Origin of the sequence: Streptomyces ortus (assembly GCF_026341275.1) — a bacterium.
GTDB classification, from domain to species: domain Bacteria; phylum Actinomycetota; class Actinomycetes; order Streptomycetales; family Streptomycetaceae; genus Streptomyces; species Streptomyces ortus.
Genome location: NZ_JAIFZO010000002.1, coordinates 6,964,546 through 6,981,626 on the forward strand (window position 1 = coordinate 6,964,546; position 17,081 = coordinate 6,981,626).

16 protein-coding genes are annotated in these 17,081 nt (G+C 71.8%); 2 read left to right on the forward strand and 14 right to left on the reverse strand.

Features of this window, described 5'->3' with window-relative positions:
* Nucleotides 1–314 precede the first annotated feature (314 nt).
* From K3769_RS33680 to K3769_RS33745, 14 genes are all read right to left on the reverse strand, one after another.
* On the reverse strand, nucleotides 315–584 hold the full coding sequence (locus K3769_RS33680) for a GlsB/YeaQ/YmgE family stress response membrane protein (RefSeq protein ID WP_267030021.1): 270 nt from the start codon (nucleotides 582–584) through the stop codon (nucleotides 315–317).
* Nucleotides 585–671: 87 nt separating this feature from the next.
* A complete protein-coding gene (locus tag K3769_RS33685; RefSeq protein ID WP_267030022.1) occupies nucleotides 672–1,874 on the reverse strand; it encodes an MFS transporter in 1,203 nt (400 codons plus the stop codon).
* Nucleotides 1,875–1,975: 101 nt separating this feature from the next.
* Nucleotides 1,976–3,220 (reverse strand): ATP-grasp domain-containing protein, encoded by a 1,245-nt coding sequence (locus tag K3769_RS33690; RefSeq protein WP_267030023.1) that lies wholly within the window; start codon nucleotides 3,218–3,220, stop codon nucleotides 1,976–1,978.
* Entirely contained in the window at nucleotides 3,217–4,920 is a 1,704-nt protein-coding gene (locus tag K3769_RS33695) for a methylaspartate mutase (RefSeq protein WP_267030024.1), read from the reverse strand. Before K3769_RS33695 ends, K3769_RS33690 begins: the two co-directional genes overlap by 4 nt.
* Nucleotides 4,917–5,402, reverse strand: a complete 486-nt coding sequence (locus K3769_RS33700) for a cobalamin-dependent protein (RefSeq protein ID WP_267030025.1) — start codon at nucleotides 5,400–5,402, stop codon at nucleotides 4,917–4,919. The genes K3769_RS33695 and K3769_RS33700 overlap by 4 nt, the downstream gene beginning before the upstream one ends.
* 3 nt (nucleotides 5,403–5,405) lie before the next feature.
* Nucleotides 5,406–5,915: a hypothetical protein gene (locus K3769_RS33705; RefSeq protein WP_267030026.1), complete on the reverse strand. Its 510-nt coding sequence runs from the start codon at nucleotides 5,913–5,915 to the stop codon at nucleotides 5,406–5,408.
* Nucleotides 5,912–7,234, reverse strand: coding sequence for an ATP-grasp domain-containing protein (locus tag K3769_RS33710; RefSeq protein ID WP_267030027.1), 1,323 nt, complete (start codon nucleotides 7,232–7,234; stop codon nucleotides 5,912–5,914). The genes K3769_RS33705 and K3769_RS33710 overlap by 4 nt, the downstream gene beginning before the upstream one ends.
* Complete coding sequence (locus K3769_RS33715) at nucleotides 7,231–8,598, reverse strand: TrpB-like pyridoxal phosphate-dependent enzyme (protein ID WP_267030028.1); 1,368 nt, start codon at nucleotides 8,596–8,598, stop codon at nucleotides 7,231–7,233. Before K3769_RS33715 ends, K3769_RS33710 begins: the two co-directional genes overlap by 4 nt.
* A 1-nt stretch (nucleotide 8,599) precedes the next feature.
* Nucleotides 8,600–9,295 (reverse strand): transglutaminase-like domain-containing protein, encoded by a 696-nt coding sequence (locus K3769_RS33720; protein WP_267030029.1) that lies wholly within the window; start codon nucleotides 9,293–9,295, stop codon nucleotides 8,600–8,602.
* Complete coding sequence (locus tag K3769_RS33725; RefSeq protein WP_267030030.1) at nucleotides 9,292–10,473, reverse strand: acyl-CoA dehydrogenase family protein; 1,182 nt, start codon at nucleotides 10,471–10,473, stop codon at nucleotides 9,292–9,294. The genes K3769_RS33720 and K3769_RS33725 overlap by 4 nt, the downstream gene beginning before the upstream one ends.
* A 35-nt stretch (nucleotides 10,474–10,508) precedes the next feature.
* Nucleotides 10,509–10,886 carry an ectoine synthase gene (locus K3769_RS33730; protein ID WP_267030031.1) on the reverse strand — a complete coding sequence of 126 codons (378 nt, stop codon included), beginning with the start codon at nucleotides 10,884–10,886 and terminating at the stop codon, nucleotides 10,509–10,511.
* Nucleotides 10,887–10,895: 9 nt separating this feature from the next.
* Entirely contained in the window at nucleotides 10,896–11,195 is a 300-nt protein-coding gene (locus tag K3769_RS33735) for an acyl carrier protein (protein ID WP_267030032.1), read from the reverse strand.
* A complete protein-coding gene (locus K3769_RS33740) occupies nucleotides 11,192–12,715 on the reverse strand; it encodes an AMP-binding protein (RefSeq protein ID WP_267030033.1) in 1,524 nt (507 codons plus the stop codon). The genes K3769_RS33735 and K3769_RS33740 overlap by 4 nt, the downstream gene beginning before the upstream one ends.
* A 264-nt stretch (nucleotides 12,716–12,979) precedes the next feature.
* Nucleotides 12,980–14,608, reverse strand: coding sequence for a DUF885 domain-containing protein (locus K3769_RS33745; RefSeq protein WP_267030034.1), 1,629 nt, complete (start codon nucleotides 14,606–14,608; stop codon nucleotides 12,980–12,982).
* 403 nt (nucleotides 14,609–15,011) lie between these two features.
* Between K3769_RS33745 and K3769_RS33750 the strand changes: the two genes are divergently transcribed.
* Together K3769_RS33750 and K3769_RS33755 are read left to right on the forward strand one after the other, a co-directional pair.
* Nucleotides 15,012–15,806 (forward strand): class II aldolase/adducin family protein, encoded by a 795-nt coding sequence (locus tag K3769_RS33750; protein WP_267030035.1) that lies wholly within the window; start codon nucleotides 15,012–15,014, stop codon nucleotides 15,804–15,806.
* An 89-nt stretch (nucleotides 15,807–15,895) separates the two neighbouring features.
* Complete coding sequence (locus K3769_RS33755) at nucleotides 15,896–16,915, forward strand: ketoacyl-ACP synthase III family protein (protein WP_267030036.1); 1,020 nt, start codon at nucleotides 15,896–15,898, stop codon at nucleotides 16,913–16,915.
* Nucleotides 16,916–17,081: the final 166 nt, after the last annotated feature.

Genomic DNA, 17,081 nt, shown 5'->3' on the forward strand with positions numbered 1-17,081 from the left:
TGCGCCCCACTACGCCCTGAAATGACATCAACATCCGCCGCGGGGCGTCACGTTGCATGCAGTTCCGGCCAACTCAGGGCCTCTCACGCGGCTTGAACGCGACACGGATCGCCGGCCTTCAACAAACTTTCACAGAGGCACCGAAGATGTTTACTGCCCGCGGGGGCAGCCGACCGCGAGAGGCCGCTCCCGTGCAAGCCCGGCGCTCCGAGGGGCCTGCCGGAGTACCGGGCCGGGCCGCCGGTGACACCAAACGGCTCCGCCCTCCCGGCGGGAGGGCGGAGCCGTTTGGTGCGGCGCTTGCGGGCGCGGGGTCAGGCGTGGCGGCGGTTTCCGGTGAAGACCCGGTACAGGGCCAGGAGGATCATCGAGCCGACGATCGCGGCGACCCACGTGGAGATCTCGAAGAAGCCGTCGATGGAGTCGACACCGAAGATGACCTTGCCGAGCCAGCCGCCGAGGAGACCGCCGGCGATACCGATGAGCATCGTGATGATGATGCCGCCCGGGTCCTTGCCGGGCATGAGCGCCTTGGCGATGAGGCCCGCGAGCAGACCGATGAGTATCCAGGCGATGATGCCCATGATTGTGTCTCCTACCTGGTCGTATAAAGACTGTGTCAGAACATCCGTGTGTTCCGTACGGGCGTTTTCAAACACGCTTCTCGGAATTCAAGGCTTCGGGCCCGGCGCCGGCGGGCGGGACATCCGGTGGTCGTACCAGGCCGGGACGAGCGCGGTCGTCATGAGGGCGCCGGTCGCGGCGAAGGCCACGACGTAACCCGTTCCGGCGCTCAGGAGGCCGAAGAAGACGGCGCCGAGTCCCATCCCCGCGTCGTAGGCGAAGTTCCACAGGGCGCTGGCCACGCCGTAGCCCGACGGGGGAACACGTGCGTACATCAGCGTCTGCGTGGCGTTCTGGGCGATGCCGAAGCCGGTGCCGAACAGGGCCATGCCGACGAGGACGGCCGCGGCGCTGCCCGTCGGCGCGGTGGCCAGCATGCCCCCCGCGCACAGCAGCAGACCGGGGACGACCAGGCCGGCCGGCCCGTGGCGGTCGCCGTACCGGCCGGCCACCCAGCGGGCCCCGATCGCGGTGGCGGCCTGCAGGAACAGCGCCGCCGAGACCAGCCCCGCCCGGCCCGGCGGCACGGCCAGCGGCAGGAAGGTCGCGATGACCCCCGCGCCCACCGCCGTGGTCGCGAAGACCGCGGCCGGCAGGGCCAGCGCGGGTGTGCGGAAACCGTCGACCATGCCCAGGGGCCGCTGCGCGGACGGTTCACGCCGAGGCAGGCCGGCCACCGCGGGGGCGGTGGCGAGCGGGAGGACGGCCGCGATGACGAACACTGTCGTGTACCCGGCGTGCTGGGCCAGCCACACGCCCAGGGGGAGGGCCACCACCGACTGCGCCCCCGACACGACGCCCACCAGGGCCAGGCCCTCGCCGCGTCGTTCGGGGGGTATGAGCACCGCGGTCAGGGCGCCACCGCCGACCACGGTCAGCGCGAAGCCCGCACCGCGCGCGAGGCAGACGCCCACCACCGCGCCCATGCCGTGCGACACGGTCAGCAGCAGCGAGGGAGCGCCCAGCAGGACCAGGCCGGTCGCCAGCACGAGACGGTAGCCGTAGCGGGCCGTGAGGCGGGGTGCGGCCAGCTCGCCGCAGACGGTCGCCAGCATCAGGGCGCTCGTGGACAGCCCCGCCGCGCCGCTTCCGCCGCCGGACTGCTCGGCGTACAGGGGGACGACCGACAGCAGCAGGAAGAAGCTCGCCGAGGCGCCGACGATGGTGACCAGACGCAGCATCAGCGGCCAAGTAAGCAGCGTCGGCGCGGAGTTGCTCGTCCCTGGAGCGGACTTCCTCCGAGTGGCCATACGGCGGAAGCTAGCCGACATCGCCGGCCGCCGGGAAGCTCCCGCCCACGGACGCGAGTGTTCCGGGTGGCCGGGCCGCGGCCCGCCGCCGGGTCAGGTCCTCAGGTCGCACGGGTGTGGATCCTGATCGCTCGCAGGTTGCGCCGGCACGCGGCGATGGCGGCGTCGGTGTCGGGGCCGAGGGCCGAGATGTGGCCCAGCCCGTCCCACTGGCCCTCCAGCGGGCGGACCAGGTCTCCGGGCACCACGCCGAGGCCGACGGTGAGGGTGTCCGGGTCGGCGCGTACCCGCTCCACTCCCTCCACGCGCTCGACCCGTCCCTGCTCGGCCACCACCAGCCAGCTCGCGGCGGCGCCCCGGGCCACCGGGCGGCCGGGCAGCGGGTCCGCCAGACCCAGCGCCCAGGAGAGGGCCAGGGACTGCGGATCGCACCCGTACACGGCGTCGATCATGTCGGTCAGCTGGGCGCCGCCCACCCGGTTCTGCGACTCGCAGATCACCGGGCCCCGCGGGCTGAGGATGATCTCCGTGTGCGCGGGGCCGTCGCGGAACCCCATCGACCGCAGGAAGCGCCCGGCGGTGTCGGCCATCAACTCCTCGTCCTCGGCGGACAGCCTGGCCGGCAGGGCGTGGCCCTCATGGACGTGGGTCCGCGGGCGGGTGATCGCCTCGGTGACGGTGAGCACCACGTGCCGGCCGTCGAAACTGAAGGTCTCCACGCTGTACAGCGGCCCCGGGACGTACTCCTCCATCATGAACCGCTCGATGTCGTACGCGCCGGTCAACGGATGTTCCGCGGCCGTGCGCAGCCCGTGGACCCGCTCCCGAACCCTTCCGAGCGCATCCGCGCCATCCACCTCGACGACACCGAAGCTGGCCGTGCCGCTGGTGGGCTTCACGATGAACGGGTAGCCGTGCGCGGCTCCGAACCGGCTCAAGTCGTCGCCGTCGGTGAGCAGTTCGGCGGCCACCCGGCGGGCGCCGACCTGCGGTCCCTCGGCGAGCCTGCGGCGCATCAGCCACTTGTCGGTGAAGCGGTGGCTGACCTCGTAGGACGTGCCGCCGAGACCGAACAGGTCGTTGACCCGGGCGGCCGGGTCGAGCCCGGGCTCGGTGAGCGAGACGGCCGCCGAGAAGCCCCAGGTCTCGTACGCCGACTCCACCAGCGGTCGCAGGGCCTGCCAGTCGGTGTAGTCGGTGAGGAGGACGGCCTCGGTCAGGGGGCGCAGTTCGGGTGCGAACTCGTCCTCGAACTGGACGTACACCACCCCCAGTCCGAGATCCACCGCCTTCCGCAGGTGTTTCGGGGTGCCCCCGATGAGCAGGACGCGCTTGGGGTTCCTCATTCGGGCTCCTCGCGGAACAGGCTGGGGAAGTAGTTGATGTCGGCGAGCAGGATCGCGGGGAGCGAGGCCGCCGACGGCAGACAGCCGCGCGGCCCCGCCAGCAGGTCGCGGTGGCGTCGCAGCGACTCCGCCGACAGGGGCAGGGCCCCGGCGCACAGGTACCGGATCGCGCCCTCGGGGTCGCGGCGGGGCACGATCTGCGACCTCGCGAAACGGCTGGCGCTGAACGGGATGTCCAGCGTGCCGTCGGCGAAGGCATCGACGATCGCCCCGGCGAGCGCTCCGGGACCGGCCGTGCGCCCCTCCAGCACCGGACCGACGATCTCGGCGACCTCCGCCAGGATCCAGCGGCGTTCCTCGCGCACCCGCCCCTCGTCGACCGAGAGGAAGCCCAGGAGCGGGGAGTTGGCCCGGTCGGCCAGTCGCACCCCTTCGATGTTCGCCCGGACGTCCGGGATCCCGGACGCCTCCTGGTGGGTCTTGGTGATGATCTTCGAGGCTCTGCCCAGCCGCGCCACCAGCGCGCCGTAGAGGATCAGGTCCTCGGCGTGGCGGCGCGCGCGGGGGAAGACGCCCATGAACTCGTGCAGTACGGGGTGGACCGCGACGCCCGGCGGCAGATAGCGCTCGGCGAGCACGGGGACGGCGGTGAGCGCGGCCACGTCCTGTTCCAGGTGACCACCCTGCGGGTACGCGACCGACAGGCAGCGCACTCCGGCCCGCGCGGCGAGTACCGCTTCGAGGACGCTGACCGCGAGGCTGATCGACGGCGGGACCAGGACGGCGGTGAGCGTGCCGAACAGTTCGCGGTCCACGACGAGTCCCAGCTCGGCCAGTTCGCCGCAGCGGCGGTCGACGCGGTCCCAGGCCGCCAGCGACACCGCCAGGGGCACCTCCTTGGAATAGGGCAGGTTGTAGGAGATGCCTCCGCCCTCGAACGAGGTGATCCCCCCGGCGACGGCCGTGTCGAACAGTCGCTGCGGCTCCGGTGAGCCGTGCCGCACCTCCAGCGGCGCGGCGACCGCCTCGTTGAGGTCCCGGGCCCGGCGCCAGCCGTGCGCCACCAGCGGGTAGCCGTTGAGCTCCTGGGGGCGGGTGGCCAGGAGGCGTCGCGCCTCCTCGAACCGCCGCAGCCGGGTGTGCGAGTCGATGGTCAGGGTGAGCACGTCCGGTGCGGCCTCCGCCTCCAGCGAGCGCAACAGGGCCCGCATGCCGGCGTGTTCGGCCACCCCGCAGCGGGGCTGGACCGCCACCCGGCCGCGGTCGCGGGCCGTCGCCAGGACCTGCGCCACACCGGGCTTGCCCAGCGCGCCGACGTAGGCGACGACCTCCCGCAGACTCGGCAGCCCACCCCCACGCCCGGCGCGCCGACTCCCACCGCTCCCCACGCCGGGGCGGGTGCCGGACGGTGTGCCCGGGTCCGTGCGGGTCCCCACGCCGGGGTGGGTGCCGGACGGTGTGGTGGGGTCGTTACCGGTCCCCGTGCCGGGGCCGGTACCGGACCGTGTGCCCGGGTCCCTGCCGAGTCCCGTGCCGGGGTCGATGCCGGACGGTGTGGTGGGGTCGGTGCCGGTCGCCGTGCCGGCGCGGGGACCCGGGGCGGTCTCGGTTTCCGGGGCCGGGGCGGTGCCCGATGCCGTGCCCCCGGCCCGGCACGGCAACGCCGGCCCGGAGCGGTCGGTCGCGGGTGGGCCGGTCATGAGGCGCGGGCGTGTCCGGACCACGCGGCCCCCGCCCCCGCCGCCGCGCCCACGGCCCGCCCGCCCGCCGTGCGCAGTTCGGTCAGGACGGTGGGGAGGCCGGCCGGGTCGTGGACGATCCGGTCCACTCCCAGTGCGTACAGCCGCTGGTCCGACAGGACGCTCTTGCTGCTCCCCACGGAGAGGTTCCCGCCGACCACCACCGGGCAGTGCACGCGCCCCGACCTCTTCGCCTCCCGCAGCCCCCGCAGATCCTCGTGGATGTGCCCGTTCAGGCTGCCCACCAGGAGCGCCTCCGCCTCGGGACGTCGCACACATGCCAGGGCGAACTCCTCGACGGGCGTACACGCTCCGAGGTTCTCCACCTCGAAGCCCTCGTCCCGCAGGAAGCGGGCGATGAGCTGGTTGGCCACGACATGGCAGTCGCTCGCGGCCACTCCGAGGATGACCACCCTCCGGGGCGTCGGTGTCGTCCAGGACATCGGCTACACCAGCTCCCCGGTGCACACGTCGTCCAGGTACGCCTGCTTCGCGGCGGTGTCCCGGGCCGAACGCAGATAGCGCGACCAGCCGCGCCGCTCGTGCGAGGTGGCGTCCAGCTCGACCACGTTCTGGGTGGGCCGCAGCAGTCCCGGCTTGGGCGGGTACGGCAGGAAACCCCCGTCGTCCCGGTAGAACAGGCCCTGCCACATCTCGTCCCGCTCCCGCCACACGCAGATCAGCAGGTAGTACGTGCCGCCGTCCAGGTGCAGCAGCACGAACCCCAGCTCCCCGCGGAACTCCAGCTCCTTGGCCGCCGCCCGCTCGGCGAGGAACGTGCGGGCCTCGTCCGTGACGTGCGGGGCCGCCTCGTCGTCGGCACGGCGGATGTCGTACCACTTGAGACAGGCCCCCGGCACGACCAGCGGCGGCCCGGGGAAGATCTGCTTGGCGGTGTGCGTCCAGCCCGCGGGGTACTCGGACAGACCGGAGAAGGTCTCGTTCGTCAGGCTCATCGGTCTCCATACCTTTCGCCGGGTGGGGTGGTGGTCGTCGCCGGGCCGTACAGGTCGCCGTGCTCCAGCGCGCGCAGCCGTCGGTGGTCCGCCGCCACGCGGGCCGGGTCCGCGGAGGCCAGGTACACGTAGCCGGGGGAGGAGGCGAGGTCCCTCGTGCGCGGCAGCACGGTGCCCTCCGGCATGGTCAGCGCCATCTCGACGAACGTGCCCAGGGCCCGTACCCGCGCGAACCGTTCGGCGGACAGCGGGCCGCCGGCCCGGGGGGAGAGAAGGGTGACGTACCGCAGGTGGGCACGCGGGCGACAGCGCGGCAACCGCCCCAGCGCGGCCTGATCGGGACGCGCGACGGCGCGCGCCAGACACGCCAGCTGGTCGGTGCCCAGGAACCGGGACACCACGGACGGCGTGTGCGAACCGCCGTGACGGGCCGCGCACTCCACCAGTACGGGCCCCCGCCCGGTCCTGATCACCTCGGTGTGGGCCGCGCCGTTGCGGATCTCCAGCGCGTCGAGCACCCGCAGCGTGTACGCCGTCAGCTCGCCGACCACCGGGTCGTCCGGGGGCACGGGCTCCTCGTGGTCGTACATCGGACGGTCCCCGACCGGCCGCTTGTGATAGCGCCACACCTCGACCACGTGGTGTACTCCGCCACTGCTGACGGTGTTGACGAAGTACTCCTCGCCCGCCAGATGCTCCTGGACGAGCACGGCGAGGTTCCGGCCGCCGTACCGGTCGCGACCGGCCGTGATGGCGGCCACCCCGGCCCGCAGCTGTGCCGTCGAACGGCAGAACAGGACGTTGTCGGTACCGGCGCTGGCCAGTGGCTTCAGCACGACCGGCCACCGGCCGTGCCCGCGGGCCCACGCGACCACCTCGTCGGCGCTGTCGGTGGCCAGACAGTCCGCCGTGGCCTGCCCGGACTCCCGCACCGCGCAGGCCATCTCGTACTTGTCCCGCCGGGCCGACGGCCGGCTCATCCCGTGTCCCGGCGTGCCGAGTTCGGCGGACAGCGCGTCGGCCAGCAGTACGCCCGACTCGGCGCCGGCGACCACGCGGTCCACTCCGTACCGGCGCAGCGCGTCGGCCGTGGCGGCCACCTCACCGCGATGCGTGACCTCCGGCGCCAGGTCCGTCAGGTCCGGGTGGTTCGCCAGGTGTGGGTTCGGGGCATCCGATCGCACCAGGACGCTCCGTACGCCCTCGCGGGCCAGCGCTCCGGGCAGGAAGGCGCCCATGCCGTCGGCGTCCACCACGGCGGCCCGGGTGGCCGGGCGCGTGGCGCGGGCGGCGTACGCGGGGGACGGCCGCGCGCTCATGCCACACCCGCCACCGGGATGCCGGCGGCGGCCACCGCAAGCCCGTGACTGTCGGCCTCCCCGTCGGTCAGCCCGCCCGCCGCGTACTTCTGATAGGCGGCCAGATCGAAGTGCCCGTGTCCGGACAGGCCGAACAGGATGGCCCGTGACCGCCCTTCCTCCCGGCAGCGCAGCGCCTCGTCGATGGCGACACGGACGGCGTGGGTGGACTCGGGGGCCGGCAGGATGCCCTCGGTACGGGCGAACCGGACGCCCGCTTCCAGGCAGGCGACCTGGCCCACGGCCGTCGCCTCGATCAGTCCGTCCTCGACGGCCCGGCTCACCGCCGGTCCGATGCCGTGCGCCCGCAGCCCTCCGGCGTGCACCGGCGGCGGTACGAAGCCGTGGCCGAGGGTGTGCATCCGGAACAGCGGGCCGAGGCCGGCCGAGTCCGCGTAGTCGTAGGCGATCGTGCCCCTGGTCAGGGTGGGACAGGCGGTCGGCTCCACGGCGATGATCCGTACGGGCCTGCCGCCCCGCAGCCGGGCGCCGAGGAAGGGGAAGGCCAGACCGGCCAGGTTGCTGCCGCCGCCCGCACAGCCGATGACGATGTCGGGATGGTCCTCGGCGAGTTCCATCTGCCGCACGGCCTCCTGGCCGATCACGGTCTGGTGCAGCAGCACGTGGTTGGCGGCGCTGCCGAGCACGTACCCCAGCGACCGGTCCTCGGCGGCCGTCTCCAGGGCCTCGGAGGTGGCGATGCCGAGACTGCCGGGGTTGTCGGGGTCGTCGGCGAGGATCTTCCGGCCGACCGCCGTGTGCGTGCTCGGGCTCGCCACGCACTCGCTGCCGTAGGTCTCCATCAGCGCCCGGCGGTAGGGCTTCTGCTGGTGACTCACCTTCACCATGAAGACCTTGGCGGTCATGCCGAAGAACGCCGCGCCCAGCGCCGCCGCGCTGCCCCACTGGCCGGCGCCGGTCTCGGTGACCAGCCCGGTCCGGCCCGCCAGCTTGTTGTAGTACGCCTGCGGAATACCGGTGTTGGGCTTGTGGCTGCCGGTCGGGGCGCCGCCCTCGTACTTGTAGTAGATACGGGCCGGGGTGTCCAGGGCGCGCTCCAGCCGGTGCGCCCGGAACAGGGGAGAGGGGCGCCACAAGGTGTAGACACGGCGCACCTCCTCCGGAATCTCGATCTCCCGGGCGGTGCTCGTCTCCTGGTCGATCAGCGGCTCGGGCATGGTGGCCGCCATCTCCGCGCGGGTCAGCGGCTCCCGGGTCGCGGGGTCGAGGGCGGCGTGCAGCGGGTCTCCCGGGAGGTCCGCCGAGAGGTTGTACCAGTGCGTGGGCGTGTCTTCCTCGCCCAGCAGGAACTTCGTCTTCTCCATGTCAGGGTCCCTCCACCGGGGTCGTCCCGGTCGCTTCGGACACGAGTGAGCCCGCGGTCGTGGTGTGCGCGCCCGCGAACAGCAGGGGGTGCGCCGCCCGGATGCCGCCGACGACCTCCGCGTACGGGAAGTCGTCGAACTCGCCCCGCATGGCCAGGAACTCCATGTGGCGCCGGCCCTGCTCGTCGTAGGGGTGGTAGTAGCTGTCCGCGCGTCCGTCGAAGTCGAGCGGCCTGATGCCGTACAGCGTGCACAGCAGTGCGTTGAACACCGGAGTCGCCCTGACCCAGGCGCCGTTCAGCCGTACGGAGGCCAGGCTGTGGAAGCGGAAGACGTCACCGCCCATCAGCGTGCGCAGCCGGGGCGAGGCGAGGTGGTTGCGCACGTCCGCGTAGACGAGCCGGCTCCCGATGCCCACGACGCGTACCGCGGCGGCGTAGACGATGGACTTGTGGACGCAGAATCCCGCGCCGCGTTCGATGACGCTGCTCGCCCTGAGGCCGTCGGCGGACAGGTCGCAGTCGTACACGTCGTAGCGGATGCCGTCGCGGACGGCGTAGTAGAGGGCCACGGCGGCGTCCACCTGGTTGCCGGGATCCGTCGTGCGCAGGGCTTCGCGGACGAACTCGCGAACCACCGGCGACTCGTGGTCCAGGAACTTCGTGGGCCTCAGCCCCGTGCCGGTCCCGGTCGTCATGTCGTCCGCTCCTTCACGCCCCGGGCGGCGGTGGGCCGGGACAGTCCGAGGAAGGCCGCCAACCGCTCGCGCTGGATCTCGGAGGTGCCCGAGTAGATCGTTCCGGCGACCGCGTTGCGCAGGTCTCCTTCGAGGCCGTACTCCGCGGTGTAGCCGTGTCCGCCGAAGATCTGTACGGCGGCCAGGGCGGAGGCGACGTTGGCCTCGCTCACCACCAGCTTGGTGATGGCCAGGTCGGTGGTGACGCTCTGTCCGGCGGTGAGTCTGTCCGCCGTGTCGTAGAGCCACTTCCTGGCGGTCTCCACGCCTATCTGCATGTCCACGATGCGGTGCGAGACGGCCTGGTTGGCGCCGATGTGCCGGCCGAACTGGGTACGGCCGCGGGCGTGTTCGACGCAGCGCTCCAGCCGGTGCTGCATCTCGCCGAGGATCCCGGCGAAGCCGCACAGGATCTCCCACTTCATGACCTCGTCGAGGACCAGGAACCCGGAGCCCACCGCCCCCAGCACCTGCGAGCGGGGGATCCGGACGTCCGTCAGGAAGAGCTCGGACAGCGGTGACGTGCGCAGGCCCATCTTCGCCAGGGGGCGGCCGAGCGCCACCCCCGGGGTGTCCGTCGGGACCAGGAACGCCGTGATGCCGTCGAGGTGCCCGGGAGCCCCGGTACGCGCGTACACCACCACGAGGCCGGCGATCGGACCGTTGGTCACGAAGGCCTTGCCGCCGTCGAGTACGAACTCCCCGCCCTCCCGCCGGGCGGTGGTGCGCATCGCCAGCACGTCCGAGCCGCCGTCGGGCTCGGTGATGGCGTGCGCTCCGATCGTCTCGCCGGCGCACACCTTCGGCAGGTACCGCGCCTTCAGTTCCTTCGAACCGAACCGCTGGAGAGGAACGCCGGTGCTCACGACGTGTGTGCACGCGGAGAAGACCAGCCCGGCGTCGGGGCAGCGGTACCCCAGGCCCTCGAAGACGTACATCGTGGTCGGCAGGTCGCGGCCCGAACCGCCCCAGGCGCCGTCGAACGGAGTCCCGAAGAGCCCGATGGCGCTCAGGTGTCTCCAGCCGTCCCACGCGAACTCGCCGCGGGCGTCCCTCTCCAGGTGTCCGGCGCCCAGGTCGGCGCCGACGGCCTCCGCGGTGGTCCGCAGCGCCCTCTGCTCGTCTGTCCAGTGCCTCATGGTTCCCCCGTCGGCAGGCAGTGGTCGTGGTTCGTTCAGTAGTGCGAGAACTCGTCCTGGTCCAGGTTGTGCCGTTCGCCGCCCTGCAGGGGCGGGTTGAAGACGCTGATCAGCTCCAGGTCGGTGTCCGGCGCGGCGATCAGGAAGTGTGCGTCGTGCTGGTCCAGGGCGTAGAGGACGCCCGGGCGCAGCTCGTGGGTGGCGCTCCCGTCGGGCAGGGAGATCCATCCCCGCCCGGTGATGCAGTAGCAGGCCTCAAGGTGCCTGCGGTACTCAAGGCGTGACTTCGTGCCCGCCCGTACCACGGTGTGACAGAAGGAGAAGCCCATCCGGTCGGCCCGCAGCAGCAGGCGGTGGCTCAGGCCGTTGCCCCACTCGACGACCGGAGCCTCTTCCTTCGTGCGTATCAGCATGTCTTTCCCCTAGGGCGTCTCTCCGCCGGTGGTGCCGGTGGCGCTTGTGGCACGTGTGGCGCTCGTGGGCGTGTTCGTCTCGATGAAGTCCTGGATGGCCGCCACCGACCGGAAGGACTGGAGCGACAGGTCCAGGTCCTCCACCGGGAGGCGGTAGCGCTCCCGCAGCCAGCCGATGAGCTCCAGCAGTTGGAGACTGTTCACCACCCCCGTGTCGAACAGGTCCAGCGACGGTTCCAGGTCCGCGGCGGGGGTGTCGGGCAGATAGGTGGAGACGATGTGGTGGGTGATCTCGTGCCGCAGGTTCATGCTGAGGACTCCGGTTGAGTGGGTCGGTTCGAACGGGCGTGGTGCCGGGCCGCGATGACGGACCGCACCTGGGCGCGGTCGACCTTGCCGGTGAGGCCGGTGGGCAGCGGCTCGCGGGTGAGGTGGACGGTGGGGACGGCCGCCCGGGGCAGCCAGGCGGAGCAGTGCGTGAGCAGTTGCAGGCCGGTGACCGCGCAGTCCGGGGCGACCCGCACCAGGGCGTGCAGGCGGGTGCCGGGGCCGGGCGCCGCGAGTGCGACCACCGCGGCCTCCAAAACCTCGGGGTGGCTCTGCGCCACCTGCTCCACGGCCTCCGGGCTGACCCGGACACCGCCCACCTTGACCTGGAAGTCGTCACGCCCGACGAGGGTCAACGCGCCCTCGCTGTCGCGCCGGACCAGATCGCCGGTCCGGAACCAGACCGGCTCCGAGCTGCCCGGCGCGGGACGTACGAACCGGTCGTCGGGGTCCTCCGCGCCCAGGTACCCGTCCGCCTGGAACGGGGTGTGCACCAGCAGTTCGCCGGTGCCGGGGCCGTCCAGTTCCCGGCCGCCGCCGCCGACCAGCCGGACGCGGGCACCCGGCAGCGGGCTGCCCAGCGGCAGCGTCTCCAGGTCGGCCGCCTCCCGTGCGCCGCACGAGTACAGCAGGCTGTCGTTGGTCTCCGTGCAGCCGTACACGTTGTGGAACTCGGCCCGGGGAAAGAGCCGGGCCAGCCGGGCGCGCAGGGAACGCGGGGTGTGCTCGCCGGTGAGCAGCACATGGCGGACCGAGGTGAAGGGCGCCGCGTCCGTCCCGGCCCCGGCCAGCGGGCGCAGCAGCGTGGGCACCGCCTGGACGACCTCGGGCCGTGTCTGCCTGAGCAGCCGCACCGCGTAACGCGGGTCGGCGGCCAGGCCGGGGTCCACCGGGATCACACAGCCGCCGTGCCGCAGGGTCGCCCAGACGTCGAACAGGCTGAGGTCGAAGTTCAGCGGGGCGTAGCTGAGCACCCGGTGGCCCGCGCCGAGCGGGAAGGCGCTCCCGGCCCAGCGGGTGAAGCGGTCCAGCGCGGCGCGGCTCAGACGGACGGTCTTCGGCAGTTTCGTCGAGCCCGAGGTGGTGAGCAGCAGCGCGGCGCCGGGTGACGCCGGCCGGGCGGGCCCCGGGATCGCTTCGAGTGCGGCGTCCCCGTCCGTGCCCGGCACCAGCAGGCCGCCGCAGCCCGCCCGTTCCGCCAGCCGGGCCGCGACCGGCCGGCCCAGGTCGGGGGAGAGCAGCAGCACGGTCCGCCGGGCGAGCAGACAGGCCAGCACCAGGGCGAGTGACGTGGGGGACTTCACCGCGCGGACCGCGACCGGGGCGTCCCCGCGGAGGTCCGGCGCGGCGAGCCGGACGGCGGCCGTGTCCGCGAGAGCGGCCAGTTCGCCGTAGGTGAGCGTGGTGCCGTTCCACAGCAGCGCCGGGGCGCCGGGTGCGCGTCGGCCGTGCGCGAGAATGTCCTGCGCGAGAGAATCGAGCATGATGCCCGTACCGCCCATTCATGGATTCTTCCGGGGCAGCCGCCCGCCGCTGAGGCGGTGGTCGCAGCCGGTACTTTCCTCTTGTGTGGCTTCTGGTATTCGACACCGGGTCAATGACGGATTGCCGGTGTCGCAGAATTTCTCTCCGGAACGGAGCACCAATACGGTTCCGCGGGAAACACGTGGCTCCCCCCATTCGTGAATCGACGGTTTGGCCTGCACGATGTACGGATGCTCCGCCTCTGTAATGCGTGGGCGAAGAGCCTCAAACGGAATGGCCGTTCACAGGGCCGCCAGGCTTTCGCGCAGCGTGTCCAGGCCCATGGCGCCCAGACCCAGCGCGTGGCTGTGGAACGCCCTGGAATCGAACGCCGGGCCATGGCGGCGGCGGGCCTCGTCGCGGGAGGCGCACCACACCCGCTCGCCGAGCTTGTACGAGGGGGCCTGGCCCGGCCAGCCCAGGTAACGGTCGATCTCCTCGTCCACGGCGCCCGGGTCGATGAGCGTGCGGGTCAGCAGGAAGTCCCGGCCCAGTCCGGGTGTCCAGCGTTCGCCCTCGTGGAAGCCGACGCCGGCGGGAATGGGCAGTTCGAGGTGCATACCGGTGTCGATGACGACCCGGGCCGCCCGGAACAGTTGCGCGTCCAGCATGCCCATGAGGGACGCGTCGTCCTTCAGGTGGCCCAGTTCCCGCATCAGCCGCTCCGCGTACAGGGCCCAGCCCTCGCTGTGGGCCGACACATGGCACAGCAGCCGCTGGAAGCGGTTGAGCGTGCCGGCCCGCAGCACGGCGGTGCCGACCTGCAGGTGATGGCCGGGAACGCCCTCGTGGTACACGGTGGTCACCTTGCGCCAGGTGGGGTGGTGGGTCCGGCCCGCGGGCAGTGACCACCACACCCGGCCCGGCCGGGAGAGGTCGTCCGAGGGTCCGGTGTAGTACGTGCCGCCGCCCGCCGGCGCGATCCGGTTCTCCAGCGTCGCCAGCGGCCCGGGGAGGTCGAAGTGCGACCCGCGCAGCTCGGCCGACGCCGTGTCGGAGAGCTCCTGTGCCCAGCGCCGGAAGGCCTCCGCCCCTTCCGCCAGCCAGGCCGGATCGGCGTTCAGTACGGCCGCCGCCCCGCGCGGGCCGGCGCCTGGCGCGATCCGGTCGGCCACCTGCCGCAGTTCGGCCTCGATGGTGAGGAACTCCTGCCAGCCCCAGGCGTACACCTCGGCCGGGTCCAGCACGGCACCGGTGAAGTAGCGGAGCCACAGGCGGTAGGTGTCGGCGCCGACGGCGTCCCGCAGCGGCGCCGCCGGAGCCAGCTCGTCGCGCAGGAAACGGGCCAGCCCGGAGTAGGCGGCGCGGGCCGCCCGCACGCCCGCGTCCAGGTCCGCACGGAGTGCGGCCGGTACGTCGGCGTCGGCGGTCAGCGTGGCGAAGTATCCCGCCGCCCAGCTGTCGCACTGTGCCGCACACCCCGTGACCTGGCGCAACGCCGCCACCGTGCCGCGGGAGGCGGCGTGGCGCAACCCGTCCCGCAGGCCTGTCACGGCCGCCGGGACCCGGGCCAGCCGGGACGCGATCACCGCCCAGTCGGCCGGGGTACGGGTGGGCATGAGGTCGAAGACCGAGCGCAGGAGCTGTACCGGACTCTCGATCACGTTGAGCGCGGCGCTGTCGAGTCCGGCGTCGTGGATCTCCATCTCCCTCCTCACCCGTTCGGTGAAGACGGTTCGGGCGGTGGCCTCGGCGGCGTCCCGCGGCCGGGCGGCGGACACGGCACCCAGGGCCGCGGTGTTCAGGTCGGAGCGGGCCCGGTGGCCCGCGGGCGAGTAGTCGGTGAGCCGGCTCTCGTGGCCGGCGATGCCTCGAACGGTGGCGGCGACGGGGTCCAGGTCTGCGTAGCGGGTGACGTAGTCGTCGCACAAGGAGTGAACAGAGTCAGTAACCGCAGCGTGCATATGCCGACTGTAAGGAGCGGGCGGCAGGATCAGCCACCACGTTAAGGACGGCACTTGATCGGCTATGAATATTTATCGTAATTTTCTGGGCAAAAACTGACAGAACAGATGTTGAATTTTCATCGAGGAGCCTGTGGCTCCATGCTGCGGGTGGTGCCTCACGGGTGTTTTGTCCGACCCGAGGAAATCATTCCGGGAGCGCGATCCGGCCATTGTTCGAAACGATATTGAGGCGATCGCAAAATTGCTCTTTGCGATAACGGGATTGACACGGCTCGGCGACTCTGGGGTAGCCTCCAAAGCGATCTAGGCGATGCCTGGCATACGCGAGAATCGGCTCAGTCAAAATCCACGGGGGTGGAGTCGACGTATGAGTCTTCATGATCTCAAGCCAATACCGAAAGATCAACTGTTCTTTCGCTGGCCGCGATCGTACGAGGATGTAGAGGAAGAACGGAGACACCGTCAGGAGAGTCTCCTGGTGGCATTTCGCCTCTTCGGGAAATTCGGCTTCGAAGAAGGCACCGCCGGGCACATCACGGCCCGCGACCCGGAGCACACGGACTATTTCTGGGCCAACCCCTACGGGGTTTCCTTCCAGCACGTCCGGAAGGGCGACCTGGTCCTCGTCGACGCCCAGGGTGCGGTGGTCGAGGGCCGGCACCACGTCAACGAGTCGGCGTTCGCGATCCACTCGCGGATCCACAGCGCCCGCCCCGAGGTGGTGTCCGCGGCACACAGCCACTCCCTCCACGGCAAGGCACTGGCGTCCATGGGCGCGATGCTGGAACCGCTGACCCAGGACGCCTGCGCGTTCTACGAGGCGCACGGCCTCTACGACGACTACAACGGCGTGGTGACCGACCTGGAGGAGGGCAAGCGCATCGCCGTCGCCCTCGGCGGCCACAAGGCGGTGATCCTGCGCAACCACGGGCTGCTCACCGTCGGACGCTCGGTCGAGGCCGCGGCCTGGTGGTTCATCACGATGGAACGCTCCTGCCAGGCACAGCTGCTGGCCAAGGCCGCCGGCCGGGTGGTGCACATCGACCACAGGACCGCCAGTGCGGCACGGGACCAGCTCGGCAACGACGACATGGGCTGGATCAACTTCCAGCCGCTGCGCGACCAGGTCCTCCGTGAGGAGCCCGACCTGTTCGAGCGGTGACGACGACCAGGACCGGTGACGACCAGGACCGACGACGGCCAGGACCAATGACGGCCGGGATCGATGACGACCGACGGGGGTCGCGAACAGTGGAGGACGTCTACCTTTCCGGCATCGGCACCTATGTGCCGGCCGACCGGACCACGGTGACGGAAGCGGTCGCGGACGGCCGCTACGAACAGGTCTGGAACGCCAAGGACCGCTTGGAGACAGTGGCGGTGGAGACTCGGCTCTCACCGGCCGAGATGGCTGTCAGGGCAGGCCGGCAGGCACTGCTGCGCTCCGGGCACCGCCCGCAGGACATCAGCCTCCTGCTGCACGCCACCGCCTACCGCCAGGGCCCGGAGGCATGGGCCGCGGCGTCGTACGTGGAGCGGTACGCCGTCGGCGTCGGAGCCCCGGCGCTGGAGATCCGGCAGGGGTGCAACGGCGGCCTGTTCGCGCTCGGCCTGGCCAGGAGCCACCTGGGCCAGTACGCGGACACGGCGGTGCTGATCACCTGCGCGGACCGGTTCGACGGCGAGTTCGACCGCTGGCGTACGAACAAGGGCATGGTCTTCGGGGACGGCGCGGCGGCTGTCGTGATGTCCCACCGCCGAGGCACCGCCCGGGTCCTCGGCGTCGCGACCCGGGCCGACTCCGAGCTGGAACAGATGCACCGGAGCACGGGATCGCTGGCGTCGGCGACGCTGCGGCGCGGGCCCCTCGACGCCGGCCCGGCCAAGAAGGCCTTCCTGCGCACCACTTCCTCGGCGGAGGTGCAGCGCCGTTTCGAGACCCAGGTCGTCGACGCGGTGGACGGTGCGCTGTCCGAGGCGGGCACCAAGCTGGACGGCATCGCCCAGGTGCTGGTGTCCAACCTGGGGCACGAGTTGCTCACCCGGGCGTTCCTGGACCCGCTGGAGCTTCCCGTGGAACGCACCGCCTGGCAGTGGGGCAGGCGCATCGGCCACCTCGCCAACAGCGATCAGTTCCTGGCGCTCGAACACCAGGTGCGTACGGGTGTGCTGCACGAGGGCGACCATGTGCTGCTGATCGGCATGGGCGTCGGTTTCGTCTGGACCGCGACGGTGCTGGAGATCGCGGAACTGCCAGTCCGGACGCACTGACGGGCGGGCGGGCCGGCCGCGCCCCGAGCGGTGCCCCGGTCTCGCCCCTGAGCGCGGCACACCGACAGCCGACACCGCGCACTCGCCCACCGGAGTACTCGCACACCGAGCACTCAACGACCGAGCACTCGCACACCGAATATCCGCGCGCCGCGCGTTCGCGCCG